A 12,987-nucleotide genomic window follows, 5' to 3' on the forward strand; every position below is an offset into this window, starting at 1 on the left:
TTGAGTGCCGGTAGTTAGCTTTGGCGTCGGGCAGTAACCATACTGTTGGCGAAAATGCGTGAAGGAATGATGAATGTTTAGTGTTTTTGGGCGCTGGTACAAACGCAAGTTTTCCGACCCTGATGCAGCCATGCTGCTTATCCTTATTTTAATCAGTAGTGCATTGTTGCTGCTGTGGGGCGACATGCTGATGCCGGTTATTGTGGCAGCGGTGATCGCTTATCTGCTCGACTGGCCGGTAACACAGTTAAACCGCATGGGGCTGGGACGTTCACCTTCGGTAGGGCTGGTGTTGTTGTGTTTTATATTGATCATGGTGTTGCTGGCCGTTGGCCTGGTCCCGGTGGTTACCAAACAAAGTGTCAGCCTGGCCCAGGAATTACCGACCATCTGGCAAAACGCCCAGTCCTGGTTACTGACGCTACCGGATAAATATCCAGAATATGTTCAGTTTTCGCATATCTACGAAATGATGGAAGGGGCTAATCAGCGCCTGGTAGATTTTGGTGAGCAAGCGTTATCGGCGTCTATAGGCTCAATTACCAGTGTGGCAGCCTTATTAATCTACTTTATTCTGGTGCCGCTGATGGTGTTTTTTATGCTGAAAGACAAACAGTATTTCACCGACAGCATCTCCCGTATTCTGCCCAAGGAGCGTCGCTTGATTGCTCAGGTGGGTAACGAGATGAATGTACAGATTGCCAACTACATTCGCGGTAAAGTGATTGAGATTATCATTGTGGGTGCGGTGTCATGCGTGACATTTGCGATTATGGATCTGCGGTACGCCTTGTTGCTGGGGGTACTGGTAGGCCTTTCAGTCCTTATCCCCTATATTGGGGCTGCAGTGGTAACCATCCCGGTTGGTGTGGTGGCAATGTTTCAGTGGGGCATTTCGCCGGAATTCTGGTACCTGATGATCGCCTACGGCATTATTCAGGCGCTGGATGGTAACCTGCTGGTGCCTATTTTATTCTCCGAAGCGGTAAGTCTGCATCCCTTATACATCATTATCGCCGTGTTGTTCTTTGGTGGTCTATGGGGCTTCTGGGGGGTATTCTTTGCTATTCCACTGGCAACGCTGGTGAAAGCGGTGGTTACTGCCTGGTCGTCCTCGCCTGAACAGCTAACTGCCAGCGAAGACGCTTAAGTCTTCTATCCTGTTTTGTATCGGCCAGCGTCTGCTGGCCGCGTTTCAATCAAAGCGCCTGTTTAAATAATGCCAGGGTTTGTTGCCAGGCGCGCTCGGCCTGTTTTTCGTTGTAGACTCTGGAGTCCGGCGGCGTCCAGCCATGCAGGGTGTCAGGGTAGACCTCAATATGCGCGGTCAGTCCGGCTGCCTGATATGCCTCTTTAAGCATGGGTTGCATTTGCGGTGAACGCTCATTGTCATTTTCTGCAATAGCGTGCAGGGCAAGTGCATCTGACTCAATAATAGTGTGGTGAGGGCTATCCGGTTTATCTGTTGCCAGTCCGCCGCCATGGAAACTGGCAATGGCGCCAATACGCTTGGGCATGGCTGCGGCAGCAAACATGGTAAACGAACCGCTCATGCAATAACCCATTAATGCGCCCTGACGTTTGGTATCCACCGCAGACTGCTGATCAAGAAAAGCAAAGAATGCCTCGGCATCGCTGACTACCGCTGACTGAGTGAGTTTTTCACGCATAGGGGAGAGAATCTGCCAGGCCTCCTGAGAAGGAAATTCAACCCCATCAGGTAATGCCGCTCCGCTGACATCCCGATAGAAAGGATTGACCACCAATACTGCATAACCCTGTGCAGCCAGGCGCTGTCCCATCAGATCAAAGGCTGCTCTGCGACCCTTGATGTCGGGCCACATTACCACGGCCGGATGGCGCCCGGTTTTTGGTGCCGTAAATAAACAGTCTGCGCTACCGTGCGGGGTCTTCACACTTATTTCCTGTTGCACAATGCTTTCGTCAGCCACAGCAAACTGAGGTAATACAGTACTTAACGTGCCCAGTGCCAGTAGCTGATTAAACTGCCGGCGATTTAACTTGCCGCCTTCCTCGGTAAAACGCTGAATATCCTGTTCTGTTGAATTATCACACATGGTGTTTCCTTAATAAGCGGGAGCAGAGGAACAGTATACGTTGAAATGGCAGGTAAAGATTGAACTTAAAAAAGTGTTATGGCAGGCCGTGCGACCTGCCAATAAGCGGTTTTATTCGCCGTTATTCAGATAATTAAGAATGACCAGGTGATGTTCCTTGGTTTTAAACTTGTTAAAGACCTGCTCAACATTACCTTCTTCGTCGATTAAGAAGGTAATACGATGGATGCCGTCGTATTCTTTACCCATAAATTTTTTCGGGCCCCATACGCCAAACGCATCGGCAACAGTATGATCTTCATCGGATAGCAACGTAAAATTTAGCTGTTCTTTTTCGATGAACTTAGGCAGACGTTTCACTGCGTCGGGGCTGATACCGAGCACTACGACATTATTTTGTTGCAGTTCGTTCTGAATGTCACGCAGGCCCTGGGCCTGAACGGTACAGCCTGGGGTCATGGCTTTCGGATAAAAGTAAACCAGTACTTTTTTGCCTTTGAGTGATTCCAGAGAAACCGGGTTACCGTCCTGATCGGGCAGACTAAAAAGCGGCGCTGCATCACCGGCAGAAAGCGTATTCATATTATTATCCCTTATGTTTATCAATAATATTGGATGTCAGGTGTAGCACCTGACACAGCAAATTCAGGTTGTAGCGAAATTCCGGCATGGCAACATCGTCAGGGATATTTACCACCAGCTTAAACCGCATCATCTTGTGGCCGGTTTCATCATCCACACTGGTGGTTTGACGAAAGGCGCTGATAGAGACGTGCTGGTCGGCGAAAAAGCGGGTAATGGCCTGGATCTGCCCCGGGTTATCCACACCATTAAATTCAACATCGTAAAGGTGAGTCAGATTTTGTTTGGTGTGTTCGCGAGTACGTTTCAGAATCGACAACAGATCACGGCGCTGGCACATCTCAGGGATGCTGAGTTCTACCCGCGTTATGGCGTTATGGGTGCCCTCGATGATCATTGTTAACGAAAATTCCTGACCGTAAATAGCATGTCTGCTGTCAAGAATATTGCAATCTGATTCGCTGACCAGGGTGGCAATATCACTGAGAATACCCACCTGGTCGGTACCTAAGATAACCGCAATTAACTGTTGTTTCATGGACCTGACTCATATTAAGGGGCGCAGATTCTAACATAGCCGTGGCCAAAGTCGAATCGGTCACTGGTAGGATTTTGCCAGCCTGAAAACCTGCAGTAAGAGTTAAACGGTTTTAAAACAACGGTAGCAAAAATAAAAACCGTCATTTTCTGGTAATAATATGCGATCCGGGTATTCAAATGCTTGTTTTTAACCAGTGCGGCAATTACCATGTGCGCTCGCAAAAAGTGGAGAGAATATGTTTACCGGTAGTTACGTTGCGCTTGTCACCCCAATGTTTGATGACGGCCAAATTGATTATCCTGCGCTGCGGGAATTGGTTGAGTTTCATATCCAACAGGGCACTCATGGTATTGTGTCAGTAGGCACTACTGGCGAATCCGCCACGCTGCCTTTCGATGAACATATTGAGGTAGTCAAACAAACGGTAGAAGCCGCTGCGGGCAGAACCAAAATTATTGCCGGAAGCGGGGCAAACTCCACCTCTGAAGCGATTTTTCTGAGCGAGCAGATGGCTGGTCTGGGGATTGATGGCTTCCTGAGTGTTGTTCCTTATTACAACAAGCCTCAGCAAAAGGGCATGATTGCTCATTTTGAGGCAGTAGCCGACGCCACCGACGTACCGGTATTGCTGTATAACGTTCCGGGCCGCACGGTTGCCGATATGTTACCTGAAACTGTAGCTGTACTGGCTAAACACCCTAAAATTGTTGGCCTCAAAGACGCCACGGGCAATATTGCCCGGCTAAAAGCCACACAGGCGTTGGTAGACGATGATTTTGTGTTGCTGAGCGGCGATGATGGCAGCTCATGTGAATTTTTATGCGAAGGCGGTCACGGCGTGATCTCGGTTACAGCCAATATAGTGCCAGCGGCCATCGCGCAAATGTGTGAAGCCGCGTTGGCTGGTGATAAAGCCCGGTGCCGCGAGCTTAATGCCAGCATTGAAAAGCTTCACTCTGCACTGTTTATCGAACCAAATCCGGTGATCCCGAAGTGGGCATTGTATAAAATGGGCATGATGAAAAGCCCATTTTTACGCTTACCGATGGTTTTACCGGAACTTGCGAGCCAAAAAAGCATCGAAGCGTTGTTACATGAATACGCTTTAATTTCAGAATAAGAGATAACTATGAATAAAAAACTGGCTTTGGTCAGCGGTATTGCCAGCCTTGTTCTTACTGCTTGTGCTTCTCAACAAGAACGCGTAACAGCCTCCGGCAGTTACGAATACTTAAAATCAAAAGAACGCACACAGTTGCAAGTGCCGACCGATCTGGATGCGCCGGATTTTACCAGCGATTATAATATTCCGGCATTACAACAGTCTGCCGATACCACTTTGGTAGGACGTAACCTTGAGGTAGTGCCTCCGGCGCTGGTGATCCCGTTAGTACAGGGCTCCCATGTTGAAGAGGGCTCTAAAGGTGCAACCGTGTTGCTCGACCAGGTAAGAGATAACGAAACACTGGATAAGACAATCTGGAACTCGCTGATCGGCTACCTGGAAGAACGTGGTATCAGCGTAGAAAACTTCAGCCCGGAACAGGGTGAACTGATGACCGGCTGGATGAATGTTGCGCCGGCCAGTACCGAAGAAGGCAATGGCGGCTGGTTTGACTGGTCGTCTGATGAAAGTGAAGTGGCTGGCAAAGGTCGCTATAAGTTTGACGTTGAGTTAAAGCCTCATGGTCGAACTGCGCAGCTGAGTGTAGCCCTGGTAGATTATGAACGTGGCGATAAGTCTGTAGAAGATTTAAACGCCATGGAAAAACGCCGCGACGAAGTTATGGTGTTAAACCGGGTTATCAGCCATTACGAATACCTTAATCAGCTTGAAACCAATCGCCGCATTGCCCAGATCCGCCAGGGTCTGGATATGGAAATGGGCTTTGATGACGACGGTAACCCGGCTTTCGTGTTAGATGCTAACTACGACATTGCCTGGCCACGTATCCAGTTGGTATTGCGCAAACTGGGTTTCAACGTAAAAGATTTAGATAAGTCGAACGGATTGATTTTTGTGCAGTATACTGACGAGCAGGTGAGTTGGTGGCGTGACCTGTTTTCATCAGACGATGCACAGTTGCTGGATTATGAAGACTATCGCCTGAAGGTGACAAAATTAGGCCCTAAAACGTCTATCACCTTTATGGATAATGAAAGCACACCATTTGATGCCAAACAGGTTGCTGATCTGTTCAAACCTTTTGAACAGGTAATGACCGAAGACGGCTTAGACATTTAATACGAGACCTATAATGGAAAAACGCGACGAGCTTTATCGCGGTAAAGCGAAAACTGTTTATCACACAGACGACAGTGACAAGTTAATTTTATTGTTTCGCAACGATACTTCGGCTTTCGATGGTGAAAAAATCGAACAGTTAGATCGTAAAGGCGAGGTCAATAATAAGTTTAACCACTTTATCATGACCAAGCTGGAAGAAGCCGGTATTGCTACGCAGGTAGAATCACTGCTATCTGACACCGAGTCACTGGTTAAAAAGCTGGATATGATCCCGGTAGAGTGCGTTGTGCGTAATGTAGCCGCAGGTTCTCTGGTTCGCCGTCTGGGTGTGGAAGAAGGTCAGTTACTCAATCCACCGGTGTTTGAGTTCTTCCTTAAGAATGACGCGCTGCATGATCCAATGGTGAATGATTACCATATTGAGTCATTTGGCTGGGCCACTGCCGCTCAGGTAGCCCGAATGAAAGCACTGACATTTGCCGTCAACGATGTACTGAAAGCATTGTTCGACCAGGGCGGTATGATGTTAGTGGATTATAAACTGGAATTTGGTGTGGACAGTGCCGGAAACATTGTACTGGGTGATGAATTTACACCAGACGGTTGCCGTCTGTGGGATAAAGAAACCCGCAAGAAGATGGACAAAGACCGTTTTCGCCAGGGCTTAGGCTCAGTGGTAGAAACCTATATTGAGGTGGCAGAACGATTAGGCTTAAAGCTTTAATTAACTTCTGACACCGCAGCTAATTGAAATACCCGCCAGTGAGCGGGTATTTTTTTGATTGTTACCGGGCCTGGATTGCAATAAACATTAAATCAGCCCGGCGCAGAATAGGCGCAAAGTGGTATTGAATTTAGTTAACAATATGCAACTATGATTAAAAATGCGGAGCAGGACATTCTATGGCACTGATTAAACTGGTTTTACTGGCTGCGCTGGCAATGACGGCCTTTGCCGCGAATTCCTTGCTGTGCCGCATGGCACTGGTGGAAACCGATATCGACCCGGCATCCTTCACCTTCTGGCGTTTAACCAGTGGCGCGCTGATGTTAACGCTATTAGTGGTTATGCGTAACCATAAACCGTTAAAAGAAGGCAATATGACCTCTGCTATTGCGCTGTTTGTGTATGCTGCCGGCTTTTCGTTCGCCTATATCAGCATGACCACCGGGGCCGGTGCTTTGTTACTTTTCGGTGCGGTGCAGGTCACCATGATCAGTTGGGGCCTGTTTAAAGGCGAAAGGATGAGTACACTGCAATGGGGCGGCTTTCTGCTCGCCCTGGTTGGACTCATACTGCTCCTGCTGCCTAATGCGGCAGTACCGCAGCTTTCCAGCGCACTGATGATGCTGGCGGCGGGAATCGCATGGGGTGTTTATTCGTTAAAGGGTAAGGGCGCTAAATTTCCCATAGAAGCTACAGCAGGTAATTTTATCCGTTCCACGCCACTGGCGTTAGTATTGCTGGTGATATTCTGGCCGGGCGGTGAGTTCCATGCTGAAGGTATGGCTTACGCCGTTGCCTCAGGCGCGATTGCCTCGGCATTAGGCTATGCCTTGTGGTATAGCATTTTGGTGCACATAGCGGCGATTAAAGCTGCAACATTACAATTATCTGTGCCGGTGCTGGCAGTCTTTGCCGGATGGTTGTTCTTAGATGAAACGGTCACGCTGAGAATCATCTTAAGCTCACTGGCCGTTATTGGTGGTGTCGCCATGGTGATTTGGGTTAAAAAAGCTGTCGTCTGAATGGTTTTACTATGCGCTAATACCTGTCGTTCTGCCGCGTAACCAGTGTCATAGGAAGCCAGTATGCTGATTGAGTGATATGCATTGGGGCAGTTAGTGTGGTTATGCTTCAATTAAGAATATTGAAAATCTATCCAGCTTTAAAACACAGCGCACGCTTAACGCTGAATGAAACTTGATTGAGTACTTGTGTCTTGTCACCTTTGTCTATTAATCAATAAGTTAACGTAAATTAAGACTAAAGTATAAAGACAGTAGGCCGATACGGATATCAGGAAGTCGAGAAGTATTCATGGAAGATGTCTTTAGTTGTTGGTCACAATCAGTCAGCGCTTAATATTCAGCGTCAGTTGTTCTCGGTAACAAACCGGCTGGACCAGTCTTTCGAACGCCTTTCCTCAGGTTTTCGCATCAACAGCGCTGCCGATGACGCAGCCGGATTACAAATAGCTGATCGGCTGCAAAGTGATGTGATATCAAGCCGTCAGGTGGTGCGTAATCTCAATGATGGTATTAGCTATGCGCAGATTGCAGAAGGGCGTTAGACGAAGTAAATACAGCTGCTCAGCGCATGCGTCAACTTGCCGTGCAGGCACAAAATGGCATTCACTCCGATAGCGATCGCCTGGCATTAGACAAAGAGTTTCAGCAATTAAAAAGCGAGATTGATCGTATTGCCTACGAGACGGAAGCGTTTGGTCGTCATCCGTTATTATCGCCCGCCACATTATTATTTGCAGATAACTCTCCAGACAATGTGACGCTGGGTTCCGGTCAGCAGATAATTAATAACCTGCCTTTCAGTGGTAGCGGCAACGATTTTTACTTTATTCCGGCAGACTCTGAAAATATCCGCTTTACCTTCGATTCCTATAGCCTGGATGATGATATTCATCTTTTCACCACCAGCGGTGAGCATTTAGCGGGAGTAGAAGTACCGGCGGTCGGAGATCCGCTGGCAGATTTTAACTGGCAGGATCTCGGCCTTGATTTAAGTAATATTGATACGGCTTTTTTGACTACCGGCAATGGATTTGATGCCGGAGCCAGCTATGACGCGAGTAATATCAACGGGGCTAACGCTGTGGGAACCACCGTCACTTATAGTGGCGACGGAGATCTGGATAACGACGGGCGTATTTTCACCGGCGAGACGGATGTAGAGGTGATTACGTTAACCGGCACCACCAATCAGGATATTATTCTGGCGGTCTCAGGGCAGAGCTCAGGGAGTTCTTATAAGGGCCGAATATCCTGGGATCGGTTAGGCGGTGTGGCCAGTGCTGCCATTCAGGAGGCTGAACTGGCTGATGAAAACCCGGAAGAAGACGTTAAAATTACTACGTCTGCAGCAATTAATGGCCCGCAGGATTACCATGAAATTGCCAAAACACCGGCTACAGCGGCCGATTTGGGGCTCACCGGCTTATCGTTAAGTAGCCAACAGCAGGCAGAAGTTGCTTTAAATGCGCTGTCTGGCGCAATAGATGATATTGGTGAAAAGCGCGCAGGTTATGGTGCTGTGCAGAATGCCATGCAATCCAATTTACGAAATCTGTCGATTCATGCCGAAAACACTCGGGCAGCACAATCACAAATAAGGGATACAAACTACGCCAGCGAAACGGCCAGTCTGGCAAGAAATCAAATCATTCAGTAAGCCAGTCAGTCATTGCTGAGTCAGGCCAACCAGCAGCCGGAAATAGCCTTAACGTTACTCAATGGCTAGGCTCTAGAAACCCAGTTTAATTTTTAAATGGTTTTTTGGTTTGCAGCAACAGGGCAGGATTTCATCGTCGTCGATAAAGGCGAGGGGATCAGTAGTGTATTCCACTTCGCCTTCCAGTAACGTGGTGCGGCAGGCACCGCAAAATCCCTCGCGGCAATGGTATTGCACGTCAATCTTTTGAGATTCAAGGCTTTCCAGCAGCGTTTTATCGGGGGGTGCGGTCACCGTTACCGTATCGACAATGTCGATACGGTAGGTGTTGTCGCGGTCGGTCATTGCCGGTTATTTAAAGTTCGAAATCGGCAAAGTCGTCTTCGCTAACGGCTGAATCAATCTGACCTACCAGGTATGAGCTGATCTCTGATTCCTGTGGTGCCACCTGAACATTGTCGGAAATCAGGTAGTTATTCATCCATGGCAGCGGGTTAGAGGTAACGTCATAGGGCTGACCCATGCCGATAACCGCCATACGCTGGTTAGCAATGTATTCTACATACTGACACAGAATTTCTTTATTCAGGCCAATCATAGAGCCGTGCTGGAACAGGTACTCTGCCCATTGCTTTTCCTGCTCTACCGCTTTCATAAAGATTTCTTTTGCTTCATCGGCACATTCCTCGGCGATTTCCGCCATCTCCGGGTCGTCTTTGCCTTTAGCCCACAGATTCAGAATATGCTGAGTGGAGGTCAGGTGCAGGTTTTCATCGCGGGCAATCAGGCGGATGATCTTGGAGTTACCCTCCATCAGCTCACGCTCTGCAAATGCGAAAGTACACGCAAAGGATACGTAGAAACGAATTGCTTCCAGTGCATTAACCGAGTTCATGCACAGGTAGAGTTTTTTCTTCAGCTCGCGCATGTTAACCGGGTAGGGCTGTCCTTCATTGGTATACATGCCTTCGCCCTGAGTTTGCCAAAGCTGTGTGGCATAAATCAGGTCGTCGTAATATTTGGAGATATCCGTTGCACGACGCTTAATTTCGTCGTTCACCACGATATCTTCAAAGATACTGCTCGGATCGGTAAACAGGTTACGCAGAATATGCGTGTAAGAGCGAGAGTGGATGGTTTCAAAGAAAGACCATGTCTCTACCCAGGTTTCCAGTTCTGGCAACGAGATAATCGGCAGGAATGCGATATTCGGGCTGCGGCCCTGCACTGAATCAAGCAGCGTCTGATATTTCAGGTTAGAAATAAAAATGTGCTTTTCCGGCTCGGTCAGTTTTTGAAAGTCGACCCGGTCACGGGTGACATCCACTTCTTCCGGACGCCAGAAAAAACTAATTTGTTTTTCGATGAGCTTTTCAAAAATCGAGTGTTTTTGTTGGTCGTAACGGGCTACGTTAACCGGATTACCAAAAAACATCGGCTCGTCGAGCTGATTCACATTTTGCTGATTAAACGTGGTGTATTTCATATTTTATTATCACTTCACTAGCGCAATAAGAAGCCCGGCTGGCGCCGGGCAAATGAACAATTGTTATATTTTACAAGCACCGCCGGCGCAATCGTCGTCTTCTTCAATCACGACTTCCTGAGCGGCAGGTTTCGCTGCTGCAGCACTGGTTGTTTCAACCGGCGCATCGGCAGCACCATCACGGGTGTTATGGTAATACAGTGTTTTCACGCCCAGTTTGTATGCGGTCAGCAGGTCTTTCAGCAATAAACGCATAGGTACCTTGCTGTTCTCATACATAGATGGGTTATAGCTGGTATTGGCTGAAATCGTCTGGTCGACAAACTTCTGCATGATACCGCACAACTGCAGGTAACCATCATTAGACGGGATATCCCACAGCAATTCGTACTGGTCTTTCAAACGTTCATATTCCGGTACAACCTGCTTAAGCACGCCGTCTTTACTGGACTTAACGCTGATATGGCCGCGTGGTGGCTCAATACCATTGGTGGCATTTGAAATTTGCGACGAGGTTTCTGACGGCATCAGTGCCGACAGTGTTGAGTTACGCAGGCCGTGCTCAACGATATCCTTACGCAGACCTTCCCAATCTAAATGTAATGGCTCATTACAGATAGCATCCAGATCTTTCTTGTAAGTATCAATCGGCAGCACACCCTGAGAATAGGTGGTTTCGTTAAACTTAGGACATGCGCCTTTTTCTTTAGCCAGATTGTTTGAGGCTTTAAGCAGGTGATACTGCATGGCTTCAAAGGTTTTATGTACCAGGCTGTTAGCACTGAAATCAGAATATTTAACGCCGTTCTTCGCCAGGTAATAAGCAAAGTTAATTACCCCTATACCCAGGGTACGGCGGTTCATGGTGGCGTTGTAAGCAGCAGGTACCGGGTAGTCCTGATAATCCAGCAGACTGTCCAGCGCACGTACTGCCAGGTCTGATAATTCTTCAAACTCATCCAGTGACTTAATCGCACCTAAGTTAAACGCAGAAAGTGTACACAGGGCGATTTCACCGTTTTCGTCGTTAACATGCTCAAGTGGCTTGGTAGGTAACGCGATTTCCAGACACAGGTTGCTCTGACGAACCGGTGCCACTTTTGGATCGAACGGGCTGTGGGTATTACAGTGATCCACGTTTTGCAGATAAATACGGCCAGTGCTGGCACGTTCCTGCATAAACAAGCCAAACAGTTCCATGGCTTTAATGCGTTTTTTGCGGATTGACTCGTCCTGCTCGTACTTAACGTACAGTTCTTCAAACTTAGGCTGGTCGGCGAAGAATGCATCGTACAGGCCGGGTACGTCTGACGGGCTGAACAGCGTGATGTAGTCATCTTTCATCATGCGCTGATACATCAGCTTGTTAAACTGCACGCCGTAGTCGAGGTGACGTACACGGTTTTCTTCTACACCACGGTTATTTTTCAGTACCAGCAGTGATTCAACTTCCATATGCCACAACGGATAGAACAGCGTTGCTGCACCACCACGGACGCCGCCCTGAGAGCAGCTCTTAACCGCCGTTTGGAAGTACTTGTAAAAAGGGATACAACCTGTGTGGAACGCTTCACCGCCGCGGATAGGGCTGCCCAGTGCACGGATACGACCAGCATTAACACCGATACCGGCACGCTGACTGACGTACTTAACAATGGCACTGGCTGTGGCGTTAATTGAATCAAGGCTGTCGCCGGTTTCAATTAATACACAAGAGCTGAACTGACGGGTAGGGGTACGCACGCCCGACATGATAGGAGTAGGCAAAGATAGTTTGAACGTAGACGTTGCATCGTAAAAACGACGAACGTATTGCAAACGGGTTTCTTTCGGGTAGTTGGCAAACAAACAGGCCGCTACCAGAATATACAGGAACTGAGCGCTTTCGTAGATCTCACCCGTTACACGGTTCTGCACCAGGTATTTACCTTCCAGCTGTTTAACGGCCGCATAGCTGAAGCTCATGTCACGCCAGTGATCGATATAGCTATCCATCTCGGCGAATTCTTCCGGCGTGTAGTCTTCTAACAGGTGAGTATCATACTTACCCATATCAACCATACGGGCCACATGATTAAACAACTTAGGTGGCTCAAATTCACCAAACGCCTTTTTACGTAGGTGGAAAATCGCCAGACGAGCCGCCAGATACTGGTAATCCGGTGCATCAGTTGAGATCAGATCTGCCGCTGATTTAATGAGGGTTTCATGGATCTCGGCGGTTTTGATACCGTCGTAAAACTGAATGTGGGCTTTAATTTCTACCTGTGATACCGAGACATTGTTGAGTCCTTTTGCTGCCCAGGTAATAACTTTGTGAATTTTCTCCAGATCAATGGGCTCTTTTTCACCATTACGTTTGGTGACAGATAAATTGTTATTCATTTTAGTGGCCGTTTGTCAGTTAGCGCTATTTGCGGGGCAAGTTTGCATGCCCAATTTGTTTTAAATTATTAATTTCGAAGGGATCCATCAGCGATCGCTTCGATCCGTGAATGTTTAATCCGCCTGAAAAATACCTGCATCAGTCGGTTTTTTAAACAAGACTGCTATCAGATAACCACAAGATAGTGAGGTTTTGCCTTTAATGCAACCCAATATCTGGTGCTTAATTCAGCGATCAAATCAAGGCTGGTAAAAGGT

12 protein-coding genes and 1 pseudogene are annotated in these 12,987 nt (G+C 47.8%); 7 read left to right on the plus strand and 6 right to left on the minus strand.

The window, feature by feature from the left end:
- Window positions 1-73: 73 nt before the first annotated feature.
- A complete protein-coding gene (locus AC566Q_RS11565) occupies window positions 74-1,150 on the plus strand; it encodes an AI-2E family transporter (RefSeq protein ID WP_499616831.1) in 1,077 nt (358 codons plus the stop codon).
- Between the two features lie 49 nt (window positions 1,151-1,199).
- Here the strand turns inward: AC566Q_RS11565 and AC566Q_RS11570 are convergent, their stop codons facing one another.
- From AC566Q_RS11570 to AC566Q_RS11580, 3 genes are all read right to left on the minus strand, one after another.
- Window positions 1,200-2,078, minus strand: a complete 879-nt coding sequence (locus AC566Q_RS11570; protein WP_499616834.1) for a dienelactone hydrolase family protein — start codon at window positions 2,076-2,078, stop codon at window positions 1,200-1,202.
- Between the two features lie 111 nt (window positions 2,079-2,189).
- Window positions 2,190-2,660, minus strand: coding sequence for a thioredoxin-dependent thiol peroxidase (gene bcp, locus AC566Q_RS11575; RefSeq protein WP_105933244.1), 471 nt, complete (start codon window positions 2,658-2,660; stop codon window positions 2,190-2,192).
- 4 nt (window positions 2,661-2,664) lie between these two features.
- A complete protein-coding gene (locus tag AC566Q_RS11580) occupies window positions 2,665-3,198 on the minus strand; it encodes a glycine cleavage system transcriptional repressor (protein WP_105933245.1) in 534 nt (177 codons plus the stop codon).
- A gap of 238 nt (window positions 3,199-3,436) precedes the next feature.
- Here AC566Q_RS11580 and dapA point away from each other — a divergent pair, with 238 nt between their 5' ends.
- The 6 genes and pseudogenes from dapA (at window position 3,437) to AC566Q_RS11610 (ending at window position 8,858) form a co-directional block, all read left to right on the plus strand.
- Window positions 3,437-4,321 carry a 4-hydroxy-tetrahydrodipicolinate synthase gene (dapA, locus tag AC566Q_RS11585; RefSeq protein ID WP_499616839.1) on the plus strand — a complete coding sequence of 295 codons (885 nt, stop codon included), beginning with the start codon at window positions 3,437-3,439 and terminating at the stop codon, window positions 4,319-4,321.
- A gap of 9 nt (window positions 4,322-4,330) precedes the next feature.
- The gene (gene bamC / locus AC566Q_RS11590) at window positions 4,331-5,446 is read left to right on the plus strand and encodes an NlpB/DapX family lipoprotein (RefSeq protein ID WP_499616842.1); all 1,116 of its coding nucleotides are present in this window, start codon (window positions 4,331-4,333) and stop codon (window positions 5,444-5,446) included.
- Window positions 5,447-5,459: 13 nt separating this feature from the next.
- Window positions 5,460-6,173: a phosphoribosylaminoimidazolesuccinocarboxamide synthase gene (purC, locus tag AC566Q_RS11595; RefSeq protein ID WP_499616845.1), complete on the plus strand. Its 714-nt coding sequence runs from the start codon at window positions 5,460-5,462 to the stop codon at window positions 6,171-6,173.
- A gap of 179 nt (window positions 6,174-6,352) precedes the next feature.
- A complete protein-coding gene (locus tag AC566Q_RS11600; RefSeq protein WP_499616848.1) occupies window positions 6,353-7,198 on the plus strand; it encodes a DMT family transporter in 846 nt (281 codons plus the stop codon).
- Window positions 7,199-7,497: 299 nt separating this feature from the next.
- Window positions 7,498-7,835: pseudogene (locus tag AC566Q_RS11605) on the plus strand (flagellin N-terminal helical domain-containing protein); the annotation flags it as partial.
- Between the two features lie 636 nt (window positions 7,836-8,471).
- Window positions 8,472-8,858: a flagellin gene (locus tag AC566Q_RS11610; protein ID WP_499617488.1), complete on the plus strand. Its 387-nt coding sequence runs from the start codon at window positions 8,472-8,474 to the stop codon at window positions 8,856-8,858.
- Between the two features lie 72 nt (window positions 8,859-8,930).
- Here the strand turns inward: AC566Q_RS11610 and yfaE are convergent, their stop codons facing one another.
- The 3 genes from yfaE to nrdA all read right to left on the minus strand — a co-directional run bounded on the left by yfaE (window position 8,931) and on the right by nrdA (window position 12,729).
- Complete coding sequence (yfaE, locus tag AC566Q_RS11615) at window positions 8,931-9,203, minus strand: class I ribonucleotide reductase maintenance protein YfaE (RefSeq protein ID WP_105933252.1); 273 nt, start codon at window positions 9,201-9,203, stop codon at window positions 8,931-8,933.
- Window positions 9,204-9,213: 10 nt separating this feature from the next.
- Window positions 9,214-10,344: a class Ia ribonucleoside-diphosphate reductase subunit beta gene (gene nrdB / locus AC566Q_RS11620; RefSeq protein WP_499616851.1), complete on the minus strand. Its 1,131-nt coding sequence runs from the start codon at window positions 10,342-10,344 to the stop codon at window positions 9,214-9,216.
- A gap of 63 nt (window positions 10,345-10,407) precedes the next feature.
- A complete protein-coding gene (gene nrdA, locus AC566Q_RS11625; RefSeq protein WP_499616854.1) occupies window positions 10,408-12,729 on the minus strand; it encodes a class 1a ribonucleoside-diphosphate reductase subunit alpha in 2,322 nt (773 codons plus the stop codon).
- Between the last annotated feature and the right edge of the window lie 258 nt (window positions 12,730-12,987).

This window comes from Alteromonas sp. H02, assembly GCF_059682525.1.

Bases quoted from the DNA above. Each gene is read 5' to 3' on its own strand.
- AC566Q_RS11565 (WP_499616831.1), top strand. From the start codon at position 74: ATGTTTAGTGTTTTTGGGCGCTGGTACAAACGCAAGTTTTCCGACCCT.
- AC566Q_RS11570 (WP_499616834.1), bottom strand. From the start codon at position 2,078: ATGTGTGATAATTCAACAGAACAGGATATTCAGCGTTTTACCGAGGAA.
- bcp (WP_105933244.1), bottom strand. From the start codon at position 2,660: ATGAATACGCTTTCTGCCGGTGATGCAGCGCCGCTTTTTAGTCTGCCC.
- AC566Q_RS11580 (WP_105933245.1), bottom strand. From the start codon at position 3,198: ATGAAACAACAGTTAATTGCGGTTATCTTAGGTACCGACCAGGTGGGT.
- dapA (WP_499616839.1), top strand. From the start codon at position 3,437: ATGTTTACCGGTAGTTACGTTGCGCTTGTCACCCCAATGTTTGATGAC.
- bamC (WP_499616842.1), top strand. From the start codon at position 4,331: ATGAATAAAAAACTGGCTTTGGTCAGCGGTATTGCCAGCCTTGTTCTT.
- purC (WP_499616845.1), top strand. From the start codon at position 5,460: ATGGAAAAACGCGACGAGCTTTATCGCGGTAAAGCGAAAACTGTTTAT.
- AC566Q_RS11600 (WP_499616848.1), top strand. From the start codon at position 6,353: ATGGCACTGATTAAACTGGTTTTACTGGCTGCGCTGGCAATGACGGCC.
- yfaE (WP_105933252.1), bottom strand. From the start codon at position 9,203: ATGACCGACCGCGACAACACCTACCGTATCGACATTGTCGATACGGTA.
- nrdB (WP_499616851.1), bottom strand. From the start codon at position 10,344: ATGAAATACACCACGTTTAATCAGCAAAATGTGAATCAGCTCGACGAG.
- nrdA (WP_499616854.1), bottom strand. From the start codon at position 12,729: ATGAATAACAATTTATCTGTCACCAAACGTAATGGTGAAAAAGAGCCC.